Raw genomic sequence first — 19537 nt, 5'->3', positions numbered from 1 at the left:
AATAAATTGATCCTGTTTTTTTATCTTTTTGGTTTACGCTGTTTTGAATAAATATCGCTTAGCGTTTCCTTCATCTCTTCGAAGTATGAAGGATCTTCTGCCTGAGCAGCCTCACGCAATAAAATAGAGGTCGGATGTAGAAGTTTATTGGTCAAGCGATGAGCAAAATCCTTCATCACATTTTCAGCATTTTCACCTGATTGCACACGCTCTAAGGCTAGTTTCAATTCAGTTTCACGCAGTGATTCGCCATACTGCCGATACGCATGAATGGTACTGCCTGCTTGATTCACTTTTTGCTGAGTAATCAACTGTGTCGCCAGCTGATTCACCATTACTTCAGCTTCAACTGCTGCTTGACGACGCTGTGCTAAATTTTCATCAATCACTGTTTGCAGATCATCGACACCATAAAGATAAACCCCATCCAAGGTTTCAACTTTTGGTTCAATGTCACGCGGAACAGCCAAATCCACCATCAACATTTGTTGATAACGACGTTTTTTTAATGCAGTTTTGACATCATTAAATGAGATGACCTGATGCAAACTCCCTGTACAGCTCGAAATAACATCAGCACGATGTAAATTCTCTGCCAATTCATTAAATGGAATAATTTCGACTTCCACGCGATGTGCAATTTCTTGAGCTAAATTTTCTGCACGTTCACGGCTACGGTTACAAATGAGTACTTTTGCAACACCCGTCTCAGCCAAATGTTTTGCCACAAGACTATTCATCTCACCTGCAGCCACCACCATCACGGTCAGTTTTTCAGGTTGACTAAAGACTTGTAATGCAAGTTGTGCAACTGCATAACCCATTGAAACAGCATGACTTCCAACCGCAGTTTCAGAACGAACACGCTTTGCGGCATAAAATGCATATTCAAAAATACGGTTAAGATTTGGAGATACAACATCTGATTCTTTGGCCAAATTCAGAGCAGTTTTCACTTGCCCCATAATCTGAGGCTCACCCAGCATCAATGAATCAAGTCCACTTGCAACACGCATGAGGTGAGTCACCGCCTGTGCATTTTCATAGCGGTAAACATGATTTAACAACTGTTTAACATCAATACCATTTTTTTGGGCAAGCCAATCTAATACCATATCGGCATTTTCAGCCATGGCATAGACTTCAGTTCTGTTGCATGTTGATACAACCACCATATCATTTAAGTTTTGGTGGTTACTTTGCTGCACAAGTAAATCTCTTAACCGCTCTGGGTTAAAAGCAATTTGCTCACGCAGTTCAACTGATGCGGTCTGATGGTTGACACCCAATGCAAAGAAAGACATATCAGATCATCATTTCGCTAAATTTATGCTATTGTGCAATAACGGTGTCATAAAAAGCAGTACTTGGATAAAAAAATTGCGTCATATAAATTACCGAAGTAACGGCATGACTATTAGACAATATTCTACCACAATCTTGTTGGTGAGTAGCATGGCTTATAGTGCTCATATTAGAGCATCTGAAGATATTTATCATGCAAAATTCAATCAAAATGCGATTGAACAAACCATGATTGCCGAATTTGCACTTGCTGCAAACGACACGCCTACAGCTTTACACAACTATACGGTTCTTGCGATTCGCAGTAATTCTACGTCTGTAAAACAGCGCGCACTCGATATTGCGATTGAAAATAACAATTTAGAAGCAGCACTTGATATTGCAACGCACTGGGTGGTGCAAGAACCCAATGATGTCCCTGCCAAATTTTATTTAGCGCATATTGCTTTAAAAGCACACCAATATGAACTCGCAGCAAATGTCCTCGACAGCATACTGAAGCTAGATCCAAATTCTGACTTAGAGTCTATTTTGGAAGGAATTTCACCAGAGTCAGCAGAAGATCGTCAAAATCTGGTGATTACGCTCAAAAATAGCAAACAAAATAATAATCCATCTATTTTGGCTTTGATTGCGAGCTTACAAGCACAAAATAATGAATTTGAAGAAGCACTAAAAACCATCAATAAGGCACTGAAAAAGAAATCAAAAGTTACAGGATTTATTTTACTTAAAGCCAATTTATTGACTGCAATAGAAGGTGAAGATAAAACATTAAAGTGGCTTGAGCGTAGTAGTCGCAAAAATCGAAATAATCTTGAAATCAATTTGGCTGAAGTGCGTTACTTAATTAAAAATGGTCAGCCTGAAACTGGACTCAATAAACTTAAACACATTATTAAACGCTGGCCAGATGCCGAAGAAGCGCTGATCATTGCAGGTTTAACGGCAATCGATTTAAAACAATACGATTTAGCTGAACAATATCTGGTCGAATTACGTTTCTCGCCTAAATATCAAAATGATGCCTATTACTATTTGGCTGTCAATGCTGAACGTAAAGAACATTTTGAAACAGCTAAAGCCTATTATCGCTTGGTGGATGGCAATCTCTATATGCTCTCTCGCCGTAGTTTGATTGCAATTTATAATAAGCAAGGCAAATTGCACGATGTGTTGCGCTTTTTAACCCAAGAACGAGTCAATTACCCACAACATGCCAGCTTCTTATACCAAGCCCAATCTGAAATTTTAAAAACTTTGGGCAATAAAAAAGCCGCTTTAGGCTTACTCAAAGAAGCATCAAAAAACTTACCTGATGACCCAGAACTGCTCTATTCACAAGTGTTATTGCTCGATCCCTTTCAAGATCGCGCACAACTTGATCTGGTTTTAAAGAAATTGCTAGAGATTGAGCCAAATAGTCCAACCTATCTAAATGCCTTTGCTTATACTTTAGCTTTGCAAAATCGACGTTTAGATGAAGCACGCGAGTATGCAGAACGTGCTCTTGAAAATGCCCCTGAACAAGCGTCTATTTTGGATACCTTGGGCTATATTACGTATTTGCAAAATGATTTTGCAACGTCTGCCAAGGTGCTTGGGCAGGCCTATCAAATCAGTAAAAGTGTAAAAATTGGGGTTCGTTATGCCAAATCCCTTTATATGCAAGGCGCATTGCCAGAATTTAGCAAAGTCTTACAAATACTCCAATTAAATCATCCAAATGATCCACAACTTGCTCAACTCGACCAGTTACTGTTACCCCTAAATTCTAAAAAGAGTTAATCCTTTATGCGTACTTTACTCAAATCAGCATTAATTATTGGATGTTCACTGAGTGTTATTGCAATGACAGGCTGTCAAACCATGACACAAAAACCTGTTGCACCCTCCAATACAGTTGAAAAAGCCAATCAATTTAATTTACAAGGTAAAATTGGAGTCAAAACACCTGCTCAATCGGGTAGTGCTTTTTTTACATGGCAACAAAATCAAGAACAGTTTGATATCGAGTTAAGCGGTATTTTAGGTATTGGAAAAACCCAAATTAGTGGTCAACCTGGTCAAGTCACTTTAAATAGTTCTAAGACAGGACTGATTCGTGCTGCAACACCAGAAGAATTATTACAACGTGCAACTGGATGGCAAGCCCCGATTACCCACATCGTCAGTTGGGTACAAGCACGACCAGCAACGCTGAATGCACAACTACAAAAAGACGATCAAAATCGCATCAATCAAATTAAAGAAGACGGTTGGACAGTCAATTTAAGCTATAACGACACAGCAAATTTGCCCAATAAACTGATTTTGCAACAACAGCTTGAAACTGGCAAAGAAAACCGTATTACAATGGTTCTTCAAAATCGTTAATTTGAAAAGTTAATTTCATATGATTCGTGTCCCATCACCTGCAAAACTCAATTTGTTTTTACATATTACTGGTCGTCGTGAAAATGGTTATCACGAATTACAATCGATCTTTCAGCTGATCGATTTATATGATTGGATAGAATTTAAACAAATAGATGGTGATGAGATTCATATTGATGGTTTATCCAGCGTCGATCTTGAAAATAATCTGATTTACAAAGCCACCCAAGCGCTTAAACCATTTGCAAAGCGACCAACTGGTCTTTTTATACGCATTGAGAAGAATATTCCCATGGGTGCTGGACTTGGTGGCGGATCATCCAATGCTGCGACAACGCTACTCATTGTGAATAAAATTTGGCAGTGTGGATTAACAATTGATCAACTTGCTGATTTAGGTGTGAAATTAGGTGCAGATGTACCAATCTTCGTTCATGGTCGAAATGCTTGGGCAGAAGGCATTGGCGAACACTTATCATTCATAGACTTAGATCAAAAACAATACATTGTGCTCAAACCTGATTGTTTTATCAGCACTCAACTGCTTTTTTCACAAAAATCGTTGACAAGAGACACGAAGACCTCTAAATTTTGCGCCTATCAGATAAAGCCATCTGATTTCGGAAATAACTTTGAGCCTCTGGCAAGAAGCTTATATCCAGAAGTCGATGAAGCGATGCAATATTTAGATCAGTTCGGTGTTGCAAAACTTACAGGTACAGGTGCTTGTGTTTTTACTGAAGTAACTGAAGATATGAATCTTGATGAGATTCTTAAACATTCACCATGTAAAGCTTACTTGGTTAATAGTTTAAACGAATCACCATTGAATCATATTGAAGTTTAAATGATAGGGGCGTCGCCAAGTGGTAAGGCACCGGGTTTTGATCTCGGCATCCGTTGGTTCGAATCCAGCCGCCCCTGCCATCATTTTTCACCTGTAGATGTATGTAAATACATTAAGCGTTATAGATAGGGGCGTCGCCAAGTGGTAAGGCACCGGGTTTTGATCTCGGCATCCGTTGGTTCGAATCCAGCCGCCCCTGCCATTAACGTTTAAGCGTATACAACACATCATTTTAGGGGCGTCGCCAAGTGGTAAGGCACCGGGTTTTGATCTCGGCATCCGTTGGTTCGAATCCAGCCGCCCCTGCCATTTACTGTTAAAAAGATAGAACATACTTACAATGTAGCTTGCCAAGTCAACTTGACAAATTACTGTAAAAATATTAAAGTTCTGCCGCATTAGGGGCGTCGCCAAGTGGTAAGGCACCGGGTTTTGATCTCGGCATCCGTTGGTTCGAATCCAGCCGCCCCTGCCATCTCTTTCTATACATTTCAACCGCCAAGGGTGCTTCATGCCCAATCTTGTCGTTTTTAGTGGAACAGCGCATCCACAATTCGCCCAAAAAGTCGTAAGCCATTTGCACATTCCTTTAGGTGCTGCATCTGTAGGTCAATTTTCTGATGGCGAAATCGCTGTCGAAATTACTGAAAATGTGCGTGGTAAAGACGTATTTATCGTTCAGCCTACTTGTGCCCCAACCAATGACAACCTCATGGAAGTTTTGGTGATGGCAGATGCATTGCGTCGTGCAAGTGCTGGTCGTATCACTGCTGTGATTCCTTATTTCGGTTATGCACGTCAAGACCGTCGTCCTCGTTCATCTCGTGTGCCAATTACGGCTAAAGTTGTTGCAGACATGTTAACAACAGTCGGGATTGACCGTGTGGTGATGATTGACCTTCACGCTGACCAAATTCAAGGTTTCTTCGATATTCCTGTAGACAACATCTACGGTACACCTGCTTTGCTTGCTGACTTACGTCAACAACAACATGACAACCTCATGGTGGTTTCACCTGACGTTGGTGGTGTTGTTCGTGCACGTGCTGTTGCAAAACAAATGGGTGATATCGACCTTGCAATCATCGACAAACGTCGTCAAAAAGCAAATGAATCACAAGTGATGCATTTGATTGGTGATGTTAAAGATCGTGATTGTGTCATCGTTGATGATATGGTTGATACAGCAGGTACATTATGTAAAGCTGCTGATGCACTGAAAAAATTTGGTGCTCGCCGTGTTGTTGCCTACGCTACTCACCCAGTTTTATCTGGTAAAGCTATTGAGAATTTGAAAAACTCTGTGATCGACGAACTTGTTGTAACAGATACCATTCCTTTATCTCAAGAAGCTCAAGAACTTGGCAAAATTCGTCAAGTTTCTGTCGCTAGCATGGTTGCTGAAACAATTCGTCGTATTAATAACGAAGAATCTATTAGCGCAATGTTCGATAGTTATCTATAATAGCCAAAATTTTTTTAAGACCCTGTCTTTTGACAGGGTTTTCTATCGCTGAACTGGTCGCAAGTTCAGTTACTTTAAACTCAATGAGGATATTCTCATGGCAAATTTCGTATTAAACGCTGAAGCGCGTGAAGTAGCAAACCAAGGGAAAGGTGCGAGCCGCCGCCTTCGTCATGCTACTAAAGTTCCTGCAATCATCTATGGTGGTGCTGCTGAACCTGTAGCAATCACTTTAGAACTTCGTCAGCTTGTTAAAGCTCTTGAAAACAATGCCTTCTTTGAAGAAGTGATTGAAATCCAAGTAGGCGACAAAGTTGAAAGCGTTAAAATCAAAGCTTTACAACGTCACCCAGCTAAAAACACACCTATGCACGCTGACTTCCAACGCGCATAAGTATTCATGGTGTAATTAGTGTCAAATCTTTCACTGATTGTTGGTTTGGGTAACCCAGGTTCTGAGTATGCCCAAACCCGCCATAATGCAGGCTTCTGGTTCGTAGAACGCCTCGCAGATCAATATGGCATTTCTTTAAAATCTGATCCTAAATATAAAGGCATCAGTGGTCGCGGTAAGATCGAAGGTCAAGACGTTCGTCTATTGTTACCGACTACATTTATGAACCTTTCAGGTCAAAGTGTTGTACCCTTCTCAAAATTCTACAATATCGCTCCTGAAGCAATACTCATTGCTCATGATGAACTCGATATGGATCCAGGTGTTATTCGCTTGAAAACAGGTGGTGGACACGGCGGTCACAATGGTTTACGTGATATCGTTCCGCATATTGGTCCTAACTTCCATCGTTTACGTATTGGTATTGGTCATCCTGGTTCAAAAGAACGTGTTTCTGGACATGTATTGAGTAAAGCACCATCAAGTGAACAAGCATTGATGGATGATGCGATTCACCATGCTTTAAGCCGAATCAAATTATTGGTGAATGGTGAAATTCAGCAGGCAATGAATCAAATTAATGCCTACAAACCTTAGTTTAATGACGAATTCGTATTTAATTTTCTCTTGCCATGTTGAAAATTTGAGAGCAAAATGCGCTTTCAATTTCATCCCACTGTTATAGAAATTGTTGTTTAACCATAAGATTATATTCTTAGGGCAACATAGGAGTCGCTTCCCATGCTATCTCGTTTATTAAAAGCAAAAATTCACCGTGCAGTAGTTACCCAAGCTGAACTTCATTATGAAGGTTCTTGTGCTATTGATGGCGTATTATTGGATTTAGCAGGCATTCGCGAATATGAAGAAATTCATGTTTGGAATGTGACCAATGGTAAGCGCTTCACCACTTATGCAATTCGTGGCGAAGAAAACTCTGGCATTATTTCAGTGAATGGTGGCGCAGCACATCAAGCTGAAGTGGGTGATTTAGTGATTATTGCAACATTTGGTGACTTTACAGTTGCTGAAGCAGATGCACATAAACCACGCTTAGTGTATGCAAACCCGAATAATACGGTAAATCACACTGCAAACTGTATTCCAGTTCAAGTGGCTTAAATACAAGATTTTAAAAAACCCGCACAATGCGGGTTTTTTTATGTTTCTAGAAAATAAAACTAAGCACCACTGCCCTCTGCCCATTTCTTCTGCTGTTCACAATTTAAAGATTTCAAATACTGATCAACCAATCCGACCAACAATGCTTGACCATTGGGCTTGACTTTAATCTCTGCATATTTAGCATCGCGATAACAAGGTTCTAACCCTTCAGCAAATAAAAAACTATTGGCTGCTGGATACAGAGCATCAAGATAATTCTTAGGATTTTTCAGGATCAAAGGAATGCTTTGAGGTGTTCCAAACGTTGTTGATTCTAGATCAAATGTTGTTTTAATAACACGGTGTCGTTCATCCAAGAGGACATAACTCATGATTTGAGATTGATTTTCTATCTGTTGATCATTGACCTCATGTAATTTTAAATCGTAATTCAACACCATATAATCCCCCTGTAACAATGACCGAGGATCTACAGGTTGCAATTGAACATAAATAGACTGAGCCTGTCTTAGATGAAGTTCGTGTTTAATCACCAGCCCAACAAAAATCAAGACACTACAAAAAGCCAGAGCAAGCGGAAATATCTTTTTAATATTCATGATATTTCTCCATGGTCTGTGAGCGCTTCTATCTGCTTCAAACCATACACCATCATCAACAGCATCAGACCTGATATGAAAATGGTGAGGCTTTTATATAAAAAACTAAGGCCTAGGTAGTAATACAACATCCACAACCAAAACACCAAAAGCAATATACATATTGCTTGCACCCATTTATGCCCATACACAATAGCCCAAGCCAATAACACCAGCACAATGAAAAGCTCAAAATATCCCATTAAAATAAAGAATAAACCTAAAATCGGAATAGCCCAAAACCATAGGTGATGAAGTGTATTTGCTCGTTGTAAAACAAAACAGAGCACAAAAATGGAAGGTAAAAGATAAAAAATAATGATTTGATCTGGTTCTGCTTGTTTTAAAAATGGCATATTTAATCCAATCAGCATTTGACATGCAGCAACACAAAACAAGATGAACAATAGCCAAAGCACGATACTTTTCATATAGATTGAGGACTGCCAATATCGTGCTGTCAACAACATGATTATAAAAATAAGCGTGTTGCATCCAGACATGACTTGTAGCACTTCTTCTTTAGCTGCCAAAACATTCATAAATAATAATGCACCAACACCCAAACAATAAGCAGCAATCAGTTGAATGGTGAGAATAAACCAGTGCTTGGCTGTGAAAGCCGTCAAACTCAACATGAGCAATTGTATAAACCATACATACCACAAATTATCCGTCAGCAATCCCACATGAATTAAAATTGCCGTTTGACCGCATACCCATAAGCAATACGCAAATTGACGAATAAAAAATGAAGTATATTTAGAGAGTAAAAACCAAGCGATGATGATGAATACAACACCCATCACAATTGAAAAAGCCTGCCAAAAAGTCAGTAATAAACTTGCAAGAATAATCCCCGCAATCCACGCCCCAATCGCTAAAGGAATCATGGCTAAATTATTTTTTGGAAATAACCGAGTAAGTACAAAACTAATTGCGGCGAACCATGCAAAAATAATCATAGCCAGTGTAAATAAGCCACCGCCCGAATGACTCAAAAATCCACTGACACTTTCCAAAAGCCACAAACTTAAACTCAATGCGACACCAGCGATTAATAGGATCGGCTCAAGCACACGTTGTCGCCGATAGAAGTAATATGCTACACCAAGAGGCAGAACAAACACTGAAACCAGATCGATAACCTGATGGTTTTGAATAAAGCAGAACATACTCGCTAAGGAGATCACGATTAAAAATACAATAAACACATAACGCAATATAGGATAATGACGCATTGCATAGATCAAACTGATTGCAGTCAGCAAATTCAAAGCAACAACATACGCCCAAGGTGCCCTTAGCATCCAAAAGCTTTGTTGAAAATAAAAATATAGCGCTAACTGACTCACCACCACCAATATGCAAAAAACACCAATATTAGGACGATACAACCACGGCAATAGCAAGACAGACCAAACCAAAAATAACAGATAACTATCTGCCCCAGTTTGATAAATCTGCCCAATCACAGCTAAACTTAAACCTATCATTAAGCCTGAAATCGTATCTAAGCTCTGTCGAAGCGCTTGCGATTGTGTAGAGTAAACACTGGCTACTGCAGAAAGCATAAGAACCAACATCGGGATGCTGAGGCGTACAAATTTGGGCAGCATCCACCAGTTGGCAGCCATCAAATACAATAGGCTCACTGCGATCAGCGCTATGGCTAAAATATTTAAAAAACGAAGTACATTTGCATGGGTAAAGAGCAAAAGTGAAAATTCATTTTTTTGTTTTAAATCATTTTTAATCATTTTTAGAATTATGAAGTAAGTTAAATCGTAAATTGACAATATCATGTTTAACCCATTCTGATAAAGCACCCCATAAAACACCCAATCCTTAATCTAATAAATTGTTTTACTTATCTAAAATTATGCGTATGGCTTTGGTTGCTCGCTATCCCATCTTTTCCAAATCACGTCTATAATAACTGTACATCGCTTCAGGGCGGGGTGTAATTCCCCACCGGTGGTAATTTCAGACATTCACTTTATGTTTTAAACTTGAATGGTATGTACTGATACAGCCCACGAGCCATCAATTCAGTTGAAATGCATTGATTGGCAGATTTGGTGAGAAGCCAAAGCCGACGGTATAGTCCGGATGAAAGAAGACGAAAGCAGTACATCATGTTTTATATATTTAGTTTAGCCATCACTTCACGGCTAAATTTAAGCATAAAACTGTTTTGCGATAAGCCTATTTTCAATATGTCCTGAAATGTTCAATCGTACTTTTAACTTACGTGAGCGTTTCAATGTCTAGTTTAATTCAACCCGAAATTTTCTTTTCTGCATTAGCACCCGCTGAGCAACGTATTCAACAAGCACTTCACGATATTCGCCAAGGTAAACCTGTTTTGGTGATGGATGATTTTGACCGTGAAAATGAAGCTGATCTGATTGTTGCAGCTGAAACCTTAACTGTCGAAACCATGGCACGTATGATTCGTGATGGCTCAGGTATTGTTTGTTTATGTCTAACCGATGAACTGGCAACGCATCTAGAACTGCCACCAATGGTCGAAGACAACTCAAGTCAATTTAAAACTGCATTTACTGTGACCATAGAAGCAGCGCAAGGTGTGACCACAGGTGTTTCAGCAAAAGACCGTACCACCACGATTCAAGCTGCTATTAAAGATGGCGCTGTAGCCAGTGATCTCAATCGTCCTGGACACGTCTTCCCCTTACGTGCCCGCGAAGGTGGCGTATTGACTCGACGTGGACATACTGAAGGTACGATCGATTTGGCACGTTTAGCCGGTTTAAAACCTGCTGGTGTATTATGTGAATTGACCAACCCAGATGGCACGATGGCTTCGGGCATTCAGGTACTGTCTTATGCACAGACACATCATTTGACCGTGATTACCATTGAAGAAATTGCGCAATATCGAATTCAGCACAAACTTTAAGATTGAAATCAAAAAGCCCGAAAATCATCGGGCTTTTTTTATTCTGCAATTTAATCGATTGTACTTATTATTCTTCATCTATGGTTTGCAATAAACTTTGACTAATACCATCAGCTCTTAGCCAAGCTAACTCATAACTGGCATTCGCCAATGCCAAAACACGTCGTTCAAATTCAGTCCAAATGGGTTTAACTTGTTGCGCTTGAATCCCCAAACCACTCTCAGTGGCTAAATTTTTATTTTTTTCACAAATTTTCAATGCATGGTAGAGCTTTCTACCCTTACTCGCATCTTCAAATACTCGGATACGCTTACTCTCAATAAAACCCTCCACATGACGTATATCTGCATGGGGTAACATCGGGACTAAAATTTGATCAAGCTGCGCATCTAAACGCTTCCAAATGGTTTGTCGTTGTTCTGCTGAATATGTATTCCATTGAATCACCTCGTGGTTAAAACGTCGACAACCACGACAGACTGCATCACCAAATACCGTAGAGCAACGCCCTGCACATGGGGTAAGAGAAGGTATTCGACGATCATTACTCAAAATTTTTTCCTCATTTAAAGCCATATTTACTATATGGTTTTCTCGCATATTTGTCGAAATCGCGCTAAAATATGCGCCTTGAATTTATCTTATCTTAATACATTTGGAGTACTCCATGAACGCTACTGTAGAACAGCTTGCACCTGTAGAACAGCAAGCGACCACTGGTTGGGTTGTTGCAGCGCTTTATCAATTTAAAGAAGTTTCAGATTCGTTAGATCTTCAACAACGTCTTTTAGACTTGGTAAAAACCATCAACCTATGCGGTACTCTAATTGTTGCACATGAAGGCATTAATGGTACAGTTGCAGGTGACCGTCATGCAATTGATGTTATTCATCAATTTCTTCTAAACGAAGGTTTCGATGCGATGGAATATAAAGAATCGCATAGTGAAGAAAAACCTTTCCGTAAAATGAAAATTAAGCACAAAAAAGAAATTGTGACCCTGGGCGTACCTGTTAAGCCACGTGATTTAGTGGGTCACTATCTTGATCCTAAAGAATGGAATGAACTGATTGCTCGTGATGATGTCATTCTGGTTGATACTCGTAATGACTACGAATACAAAGCGGGAACATTTAAAGGTGCAATCGATCCGAAGACTGAAAGTTTCCGTGAATTCCCTGAATATGTGAAAAAAAATCTCGAACAGCATAAAGACAAAAAAATTGCGATGTTCTGTACGGGTGGTATCCGTTGTGAAAAATCAACATCATTACTTCTTCAAGAAGGTTTTAATGAGGTTTATCACCTTAAAGGCGGTATTTTAAAATATTTAGAAGAAACCCCTCCTGAAGAAAGCTTATGGGAAGGTGAATGTTTCGTATTTGATGGCCGTACAGCAGTTACTCATGGTGTAGAGGAAGGTCAAAATACCAAGTGTCATGCTTGCGGTTGGCCACTACTTCCTGAAGAGGTTGCATTACCAAGCTATGAACATGGCGTGTCATGTGTTTATTGCATCGACAAAACCACAGAGAAACAAAAAGAAGGTTTCCGTATGCGCCAATCACAAATTGCAGCAGCAAAACGCAAACGTTTGTAATTTTCAAAATATGTCTTGAAATATGATAAAGCCATCACATAAAATGATGGCTTTATTGTTTTGTTAACAATTTTTATAAAATATAAGCAATAATCCAACAATTTATCTGCATGAATACACAGACATTAAAAAATAGAGTTGCTAGCCTTATTTCAAATCAGTAATCAATGTAACTTTATAAAAATATATTTTCAGTTTTATGTGAATAAGACATTGAAAACGAATACTAAAATTTTGGAGTGAGCAATGAATCAAAAAATCATCGTTCTGAACAAAGACAATAAAACATCACGTTTCAATAAAAGCTCCATAACAGCAAATAGCCCACTACGTTCAATTCAGTTTGCTCCAAGTGCATCTTCCTTGAATGCTGAATCGCATATTTTTATTGTTGTCTTAGGCGCATTAATTGGTGCCGCTATCGCTTTTGCAATTGGCTATTCGATTTCTGCCAATTGGCTTGAATATGGCCTATTGATGCTCATTCCTTTAGTCATTACCTTTTTTCTTCGCAAAGTTTATATTTACACATTACTTAACTTTAAAGAATAATGCTTCAAGCCATAAAGTTGAATTACAACAAAGCAATATTAGCAAAATCATAAACAAAAAAGCACCCACGAGAGGTGCTCTTTTCACTCAAATTCACTTAGGCTGGTGTGTGATACATCAAATAAAGCTCATTTAAGTTGTCAGGAATTTCTTCTGCAAGCTCATCCATTAACTGACCATTGCGACGGAAAGATTCCATTTGTGGATCTTCCTCATCTACACCACTAAACACCATGATTGGCAAGGTTAGATCAACCAATTGTTCTTCAAATTCTGGTGTAAACCATGCATCTTCATTGAGGAACATGGCATCAACAAAACCGACACTCCAATCACCTAAGCTAGACTCGACATCCGCCTCTTCAATTTCAAAAGGAAAAGTAATCCCTTCTTCATTGGCAAGGTTTTGACGTAGAGCGTCAAGCCAAAGCTTAATTTGTATAATGATGTCTGCTGGAACTTTCTTTTGATTGTTGTCAAATAACTCATCTAACCAACGATCAAATTTAGGACCTACAGCAGTCGCACATAAAAAACCGTGAGTTGCTGCGAAATCTAGACCATGCTCATTGTCATCGCCATCTAGATACTCACTCAATAGGTCTAAATCTAAAGCACTCATTTTTGTTCCAACACGTCTTTTGTTTAATGGTTTAGGATAGCACTATCAGTACATAAGCCCAATGCTAAATTGATTATTCCTCGTCATCAAAATCGTCGTCATCATCGAAGTCATACTCTAAATCTTTAAGCTCTTGGTCTAAACGACGTTGAGCAAGTAGATCATCGATTAAACGACGTTTTTCAAGTGATTCTTTAGCACTAATTTTACTTGATGATTCATCAAAACTAACATCATCATCACCGTAGTTATCATCTAATTCAAAATCTGTAGAAGACACTAAAACTACCTCATGAATGAAAAAAGTAAATGGTCCTAGGCGCTATTTATCTGTGTTCTGAAAACTTGTCAAGTTTTATTTAATTTTTTGCATTTATTGATGATATTTGCGCTTTTTTTACACAATAAAAATATGGCATTATAATGGTGATGATTTTAGCCGTTAAAATGTGCGACAATAAAGTCTAGAAGACCTCTTGAAAACAAGAATTTCGACCCTATATATTGAAGCAATAGTTTATTTAATGATGGTTTTTGCAACCAAAACTACCGATCAGTTCAGATACTATTTTATAGAATTGTGCTATCATGCACGGTTTTTCCCTGCCACAGATTCAACGAGAAGAGAGCAAAGATGAGCGATATGCATTCCCCTACTTCACAAGTAGCGGCTCTGATTAGCCGAGGCAAAGAACAAGGTTACTTAACCTACGCTGAGGTTAACGATCATCTCCCAGACTCAATCACTGAAAGCGAACAAATTGAAGACATTATTCAAATGCTTCAAGACGTGGGTATTCCGGTGCATGAACGCGCGCCTGAATCTGACGATGCGATGTTCGACAGTAACAATGCCGAAACAACTGATGAAGTTGCAGAAGAAGAAGCCGCTGCTGTACTTGCATCTGTAGAAAATGAGCCAGGTCGTACGACTGACCCTGTGCGTATGTACATGCGTGAAATGGGTACGGTTGAACTACTCACTCGTGAAGGCGAGATTAGCATTGCGAAACGTATCGAAGAAGGGATTCGTGATGTTCTAAATTCAATTGCATTCTGGCCGAACGCGGTTGAAGTCGTTTTACAAGAATATAAAGATTATGAAACGGGTGAACGTCGTCTCGCTGACATTCTCTCTGGTTATTTAGACCCTGAATCTGATGAAGAAATTCCTGAAGTTATCGAAGACGAAGTTGAAGTTCTGAGTGAAGAAGCAGAAACTAAGCCGACTAAAGACGTTAAACTTGATGATGACGATGAAGAAGAATCTGACAGTGATGATGATTCTGAAGGCGAATCAGGTCCTGATCCAGAAATTGCCAAAGTTCGTTTCACTGAATTAGCAACAGCATGGTCTGCACACAAAGATGCGATTGCAAAACATGGTCGTGACAGTGCTCAAGCTGAACAAGCAATGCAAGCACTTGCAACTGTGTTCATGATGTTTAAGTTCACGCCACGTTTATTTGACATCATCTCAGAAATGATTCGTGGTACACACGATCAAATTCGTACAGCTGAACGCGAAGTAATGCGTTATGCAGTTCGTCGTGGTCGCATGGATCGTACTCAATTCCGTACATCTTTCCCAGGTCAAGAATCAAACCCAGCTTGGTTAGATGAACAAATTGCAAAAGCACCTGCAGATCAACGTGTTTATTTAGAAAAAGTTCGTCCAGATGTTTTAGCATTCCAACAAAAGATTGCGGACATTGAAAAAGAACTTGATTTAAACGTTAAAGAAATTAAAGAAATTTCTAAACGTATGGCGATTGGCGAAGCCAAAGCACGTCGTGCGAAAAAAGAAATGGTTGAAGCCAACTTACGTTTGGTTATTTCGATTGCGAAAAAATACACCAACCGTGGTCTTCAATTCCTCGACTTGATTCAAGAAGGTAACATTGGCTTGATGAAAGCCGTGGATAAGTTTGAATACCGTCGTGGTTATAAATTCTCGACGTATGCAACTTGGTGGATTCGTCAGGCGATCACACGTTCGATTGCTGACCAAGCACGTACCATTCGTATTCCAGTACACATGATTGAAACGATCAACAAGATCAACCGTGTGTCTCGTCAACTTCTTCAAGAAATGGGTCGTGAACCTACACCTGAAGAATTAGGCGAACGTCTGGAAATGGATGAAGTTAAAGTTCGTAAAGTGCTTAAAATTGCCAAAGAGCCGATTTCTATGGAAACGCCGATTGGTGATGATGAAGATTCGCATCTTGGTGACTTCATTGAAGATGGCAACATCACATCTCCAATTGATGCTGCAACTTCTGAAGGCTTAAAAGAAGCGACGCGTGAAGTTTTAGAGAACTTGACTGAACGTGAAGCGAAAGTATTGAAGATGCGTTTTGGTATTGATATGCCAACCGACCATACTTTGGAAGAAGTGGGCAAACAGTTTGACGTAACACGTGAGCGTATTCGTCAGATTGAAGCAAAAGCTTTACGCAAATTACGTCACCCTTCTCGTTCAGAACATTTACGTTCTTTCCTTGAGAATGACTAATCTATCCATAGGATAATACAGGCTTGAATATGGGGATTACTCCCCCATAATAATAGCATGTAGCAATAGAATCAAAATACCTGCACATAGCAGGTATTTTTAATAATGAGGTGTCCTATGACTGACATGACTGATCGCACTCCATCACGTGAACTACAAGAGCATCTTTGGGTGTTCCCTATGGACTACCCGATTAAACTGATTGGTCTTGCTGGTGATGAACTCCGTCAAGCTGTAAACGATATATTTGTGAAACATTTCCCAAATTTCGATGGCAGCACAATGACTGTGACACCATCACGTACTGGCAAATATCATTCAGTGACTGCTCAATTACGTTTTGAAGAACTTGAACAAGTGCATTCTGTATATGCAGATTTAGCAGCTTGCCCACTGATTAAGACAGCGCTTTAATTCTTTTATCGTTGTTGTTAAAAAACACGCTTTCGGGCGTGTTTTTTATTGCTGTTAATACAGCAGAATTGCATATACTGTTTTAATAGTTACTAAAGCACACCAATAGATGGAAATGCGTTCAACCCCAATTAAAACTTTCGAGTTCAAACACAGCTATTATGTTAAATAGACATAGAAATAGCAAACTTATCCACTATTTCCAGTCTATACGCCTATCCAAGAAAGCATGTTGAGCATTTAACTTAGGTTCATTTTGTAACTTTTCAAAGTATTCAAGCTTTTGATCATCCTCAATATCGAAGCGTTTCATCCATGCTTCAGCTCGATACCCTTTAATCAAAGGTATTTCTTCAGTCGAGTAATTACCTCGATGTAAAGTTTGTATTTTTTCGACCCTTAAAGGTTTTAAAACTCGATTGAGTAGTACATAAGGCGCAGGCAAAGGATCAATTTCATCAGAACCACTTAAAGGTAAGTTCCCTGCCTGAATAACAATGCCGTTCCCATAGTCATAACCAATAAACCAATTCATTGGTAACTCACTATTTAAGGCTTCTTCTTCTCGGACTTTATTGAACCATTCATAATTGACCGCTGTTAACCAACTGACAGTTTTAATACCATGTAATAAATGATCAGCTTCTAAAAAAGGATTACCAACATTCATCGCCCAAAATTTTCGAGAAAAATAAGCTTCTGTAGGTTCATTTTTATTATCTCGAATACGAGAAATGATGCATGCATAACCTGCATAACCATGATTAGCCTTTAGACGTTGTGCACACTTAATAAATAACCCAATAAAGACCTTAGTATTTTCTTCCACCCAAGCAATTGGCATAGAGAACGTTAAAACGCTTTGATATGTTCCATTTTCAACTTGCCACTTACTAACTCCGCCAACATTAAATTCCCATGCCCCTGTCGCAAATTTCTCTTTGCCACTGGTATACAGCAAATTAAATGCTTTCATTTGGCTATAGGATTTCAAAATATCCAATAATGGCTTTGCATCTTTATAGGCTGATGTGGCTTTTTCACCTTTTGGTGGCTCATCTTGCCAAAGCCAAGTTAAATAATCTTTGGCATAGACTTGATAATCATCAAAACACTCAATAATGGCTTTACGCATTTCATCGCTATAACCTTCCTTAAAATAAACCACAGCACGAATGGCAGGGATTGCTCCCACGTAATCTTCAGGACCATCAGGAGTAAAAATTCCCCCACCAATTGCCCCTTTTTCTTGTTGGTCAGCCCAAACTTTATAATCATCTTGATTTTTAAAATGCATAATTTTGTCCAAAATTACCAAGCTGGTGCTGGTTTAGGTAAAGGAAAGCGAGGTTTAGGCGTTTTCCCTCGAGATAAAACATATAAAAGTGTTCCTGCTATCGCAGCAGCCCAAGCCCCAGCAGTAGAAACTTCGGTTGCATTGCCATCTTTTGAATTACCACAGTCACACTCATCAGCATCTAAAAGTTTTACTTTATGTTCACCTCCTGCAATCTTTGCATAATCATTCTTTTGTCTTTCACCAAACTCATCATTACCAAATTTAATTTCAACCACATGCTTAATATTGTCTTGCGTAGGTGGTTTTGTTGGGTCTTTAACAATCACGACATCAGGACGACGAATCATTCCTTCGCCTGCTTCATAGGGATACCCCTTTTCTTTTTCCCAATATTTTTTAATCCATCCAGGAAGATAATCATGAGCCTTAGTTAATATTCCTTTGTCCATAATCGGTTCAGGAGGTGCTTTATGCATATCATAATTGACTTCGGGTTTATAAGGACTTTGGTGTCCTAAAAAACCATCTAGCTCTTTTAGGCGTTCAGATACGCAAGATTGATACTGGTTATGTCCTGCCTTACCTTTGTTTGGCTTGGCATTACAATAACAAATTGCCTTACAAATAACTTCTTTATCTTGAGGATCTAATTGGTCACTCCCAATAGCAACCACTTTAATCGTTTGCATCTGAACTGGTGTTGTTGTTAATTTTCCTTGCGGTTTATCTTGGTCAGCCATTGTCTAATTCATCCACTAAATGAAGATAAATATCTTCCTCAGATGGGGTGTAAATCCAATCGGTAAAACCTTGTTCATCACTTGCATACATGGTGCTTGTTCCATCACTTAGAGTTACTCTGACCCGACGATTAGCAATGGGTTTACCCGTATTTTGATCAACCAATTGAAAACGTCCTGAATGATCGACTGGTGGTGGAGTTGTTTCTTCTCCTTCATCATTTGGATTACCAATTAATTGAGAACCGAAAGGGGAACTTGGGTCAACAACAACCAAAAATGAACTAGGAAGCAAAGAAGCACCACAAGCTGTCTTCATGGTTGCTAAAGCAACAGGATTTCCATCAGGAAGTAGAAAATTTTCAGCCCCCTCTGAAATAGGAAAAATACCTTTACATTTAGGGCAAGAGACCATGTAACCTTTAGCTGCCATGCCTATACCATTAACTGATATAGATGGATGTCCTTGAAGTACAACTCCACCATGATCAGTTTTACAACCTTGAACAATTACAGCTTTCATTCGTTACCTTTTATTCTTATGAAAATAATTAGAAGGTTTATTCCTATACGAAATTAAGAATATTTTAAAAGTTAATTTTTGTTTAGTTTATCTAAAATTAATACAATAGGCGTTATATGAAATGCTTTTTTATGTATCATGTTAAATCTCAAATTTACCAAATATATAAAATAAAAATCCCAATCATCATA

At 38.9% G+C, this 19537-nt stretch carries 21 protein-coding genes, 4 tRNA genes and 1 riboswitch; of the genes, 16 read left to right on the top strand and 9 right to left on the bottom strand.

The window, feature by feature from the left end; genetic code table 11:
* Window positions 1–20: 20 nt before the first annotated feature.
* The gene (gene hemA, locus G8E00_RS04900; RefSeq protein WP_166222350.1) at window positions 21–1304 is read right to left on the bottom strand and encodes a glutamyl-tRNA reductase; all 1284 of its coding nucleotides are present in this window, start codon (window positions 1302–1304) and stop codon (window positions 21–23) included.
* 76 nt (window positions 1305–1380) lie between these two features.
* Between hemA and G8E00_RS04895 the strand changes: the two genes are divergently transcribed.
* The 11 genes from G8E00_RS04895 to panD all read left to right on the top strand — a co-directional run bounded on the left by G8E00_RS04895 (window position 1381) and on the right by panD (window position 7509).
* Window positions 1381–3093, top strand: a complete 1713-nt coding sequence (locus G8E00_RS04895) for a tetratricopeptide repeat protein (protein WP_406741452.1) — start codon at window positions 1381–1383, stop codon at window positions 3091–3093.
* Between the two features lie 6 nt (window positions 3094–3099).
* Entirely contained in the window at window positions 3100–3681 is a 582-nt protein-coding gene (gene lolB, locus G8E00_RS04890) for a lipoprotein insertase outer membrane protein LolB (protein ID WP_166222348.1), read from the top strand.
* Between the two features lie 19 nt (window positions 3682–3700).
* Window positions 3701–4528 carry a 4-(cytidine 5'-diphospho)-2-C-methyl-D-erythritol kinase gene (gene ispE / locus G8E00_RS04885; RefSeq protein WP_166222338.1) on the top strand — a complete coding sequence of 276 codons (828 nt, stop codon included), beginning with the start codon at window positions 3701–3703 and terminating at the stop codon, window positions 4526–4528.
* 5 nt (window positions 4529–4533) lie between these two features.
* Window positions 4534–4608: transfer RNA gene (locus tag G8E00_RS04880), tRNA-Gln, on the top strand.
* Window positions 4609–4655: 47 nt separating this feature from the next.
* Window positions 4656–4730 (top strand) — tRNA-Gln (locus G8E00_RS04875).
* Between the two features lie 32 nt (window positions 4731–4762).
* Window positions 4763–4837 (top strand) — tRNA-Gln (locus tag G8E00_RS04870).
* A 91-nt stretch (window positions 4838–4928) separates the two neighbouring features.
* Window positions 4929–5003: transfer RNA gene (locus tag G8E00_RS04865), tRNA-Gln, on the top strand.
* 36 nt (window positions 5004–5039) lie between these two features.
* Entirely contained in the window at window positions 5040–5993 is a 954-nt protein-coding gene (locus tag G8E00_RS04860) for a ribose-phosphate pyrophosphokinase (protein ID WP_166011731.1), read from the top strand.
* Between the two features lie 97 nt (window positions 5994–6090).
* Window positions 6091–6387 carry a 50S ribosomal protein L25 gene (gene rplY, locus G8E00_RS04855; protein WP_166011729.1) on the top strand — a complete coding sequence of 99 codons (297 nt, stop codon included), beginning with the start codon at window positions 6091–6093 and terminating at the stop codon, window positions 6385–6387.
* 18 nt (window positions 6388–6405) lie between these two features.
* Window positions 6406–6984, top strand: coding sequence for an aminoacyl-tRNA hydrolase (gene pth, locus G8E00_RS04850; protein ID WP_166011727.1), 579 nt, complete (start codon window positions 6406–6408; stop codon window positions 6982–6984).
* 144 nt (window positions 6985–7128) lie between these two features.
* Window positions 7129–7509 (top strand): aspartate 1-decarboxylase, encoded by a 381-nt coding sequence (gene panD / locus G8E00_RS04845; RefSeq protein ID WP_166011725.1) that lies wholly within the window; start codon window positions 7129–7131, stop codon window positions 7507–7509.
* Between the two features lie 59 nt (window positions 7510–7568).
* Here panD and G8E00_RS04840 read toward each other — a convergent pair whose 3' ends face one another.
* Complete coding sequence (locus G8E00_RS04840) at window positions 7569–8105, bottom strand: GDYXXLXY domain-containing protein (RefSeq protein WP_166226426.1); 537 nt, start codon at window positions 8103–8105, stop codon at window positions 7569–7571.
* 2 nt (window positions 8106–8107) lie between these two features.
* Entirely contained in the window at window positions 8108–9910 is a 1803-nt protein-coding gene (locus G8E00_RS04835; protein ID WP_166222328.1) for a DUF2157 domain-containing protein, read from the bottom strand.
* Window positions 9911–10094: 184 nt separating this feature from the next.
* Window positions 10095–10278, top strand: a riboswitch (FMN riboswitch).
* A 138-nt stretch (window positions 10279–10416) separates the two neighbouring features.
* Here G8E00_RS04835 and ribB point away from each other — a divergent pair.
* Complete coding sequence (ribB, locus tag G8E00_RS04830; protein ID WP_166011721.1) at window positions 10417–11076, top strand: 3,4-dihydroxy-2-butanone-4-phosphate synthase; 660 nt, start codon at window positions 10417–10419, stop codon at window positions 11074–11076.
* 67 nt (window positions 11077–11143) lie between these two features.
* Here the strand turns inward: ribB and G8E00_RS04825 are convergent, their stop codons facing one another.
* Complete coding sequence (locus G8E00_RS04825) at window positions 11144–11629, bottom strand: DUF1289 domain-containing protein (RefSeq protein ID WP_166222317.1); 486 nt, start codon at window positions 11627–11629, stop codon at window positions 11144–11146.
* A 115-nt stretch (window positions 11630–11744) separates the two neighbouring features.
* On the opposite strand from G8E00_RS04825, the gene trhO reads away from it, so the two are divergent.
* Both trhO and G8E00_RS04815 read left to right on the top strand, forming a co-directional pair.
* The gene (gene trhO / locus G8E00_RS04820; RefSeq protein ID WP_166011717.1) at window positions 11745–12677 is read left to right on the top strand and encodes an oxygen-dependent tRNA uridine(34) hydroxylase TrhO; all 933 of its coding nucleotides are present in this window, start codon (window positions 11745–11747) and stop codon (window positions 12675–12677) included.
* A 246-nt stretch (window positions 12678–12923) separates the two neighbouring features.
* On the top strand, window positions 12924–13229 hold the full coding sequence (locus G8E00_RS04815) for a hypothetical protein (RefSeq protein ID WP_166222306.1): 306 nt from the start codon (window positions 12924–12926) through the stop codon (window positions 13227–13229).
* Window positions 13230–13326: 97 nt separating this feature from the next.
* On the opposite strand, the gene G8E00_RS04810 is transcribed toward G8E00_RS04815, so the two are convergent.
* Together G8E00_RS04810 and G8E00_RS04805 are read right to left on the bottom strand one after the other, a co-directional pair.
* Window positions 13327–13851, bottom strand: coding sequence for a YecA/YgfB family protein (locus tag G8E00_RS04810; protein ID WP_166222303.1), 525 nt, complete (start codon window positions 13849–13851; stop codon window positions 13327–13329).
* A gap of 73 nt (window positions 13852–13924) precedes the next feature.
* Window positions 13925–14131, bottom strand: a complete 207-nt coding sequence (locus G8E00_RS04805) for a PA3496 family putative envelope integrity protein (protein ID WP_166011711.1) — start codon at window positions 14129–14131, stop codon at window positions 13925–13927.
* A 300-nt stretch (window positions 14132–14431) separates the two neighbouring features.
* Here G8E00_RS04805 and rpoD point away from each other — a divergent pair, with 300 nt between their 5' ends.
* A complete protein-coding gene (rpoD, locus tag G8E00_RS04800) occupies window positions 14432–16369 on the top strand; it encodes an RNA polymerase sigma factor RpoD (RefSeq protein WP_264821355.1) in 1938 nt (645 codons plus the stop codon).
* A gap of 126 nt (window positions 16370–16495) precedes the next feature.
* The gene (locus G8E00_RS04795; protein WP_166226423.1) at window positions 16496–16783 is read left to right on the top strand and encodes a YbeD family protein; all 288 of its coding nucleotides are present in this window, start codon (window positions 16496–16498) and stop codon (window positions 16781–16783) included.
* A gap of 196 nt (window positions 16784–16979) precedes the next feature.
* Here G8E00_RS04795 and G8E00_RS04790 read toward each other — a convergent pair whose 3' ends face one another.
* From G8E00_RS04790 to G8E00_RS04780, 3 genes are read right to left on the bottom strand one after another with little or no spacing between them, the layout of a single operon-like run.
* A complete protein-coding gene (locus G8E00_RS04790; RefSeq protein WP_166222299.1) occupies window positions 16980–18080 on the bottom strand; it encodes a type VI immunity family protein in 1101 nt (366 codons plus the stop codon).
* A gap of 14 nt (window positions 18081–18094) precedes the next feature.
* A complete protein-coding gene (locus G8E00_RS04785) occupies window positions 18095–18823 on the bottom strand; it encodes a VRR-NUC domain-containing protein (RefSeq protein WP_166011703.1) in 729 nt (242 codons plus the stop codon).
* Window positions 18816–19346 (bottom strand): PAAR domain-containing protein, encoded by a 531-nt coding sequence (locus tag G8E00_RS04780; protein WP_166222297.1) that lies wholly within the window; start codon window positions 19344–19346, stop codon window positions 18816–18818. The genes G8E00_RS04785 and G8E00_RS04780 overlap by 8 nt, the downstream gene beginning before the upstream one ends.
* Window positions 19347–19537: the final 191 nt, after the last annotated feature.

This window comes from Acinetobacter shaoyimingii, from assembly GCF_011578045.1.
Classification (GTDB): domain Bacteria; phylum Pseudomonadota; class Gammaproteobacteria; order Pseudomonadales; family Moraxellaceae; genus Acinetobacter; species Acinetobacter shaoyimingii.
Note: the sequence above shows the minus strand (reverse complement) of the source record. Positions and strands in the feature narration are given on the sequence as shown.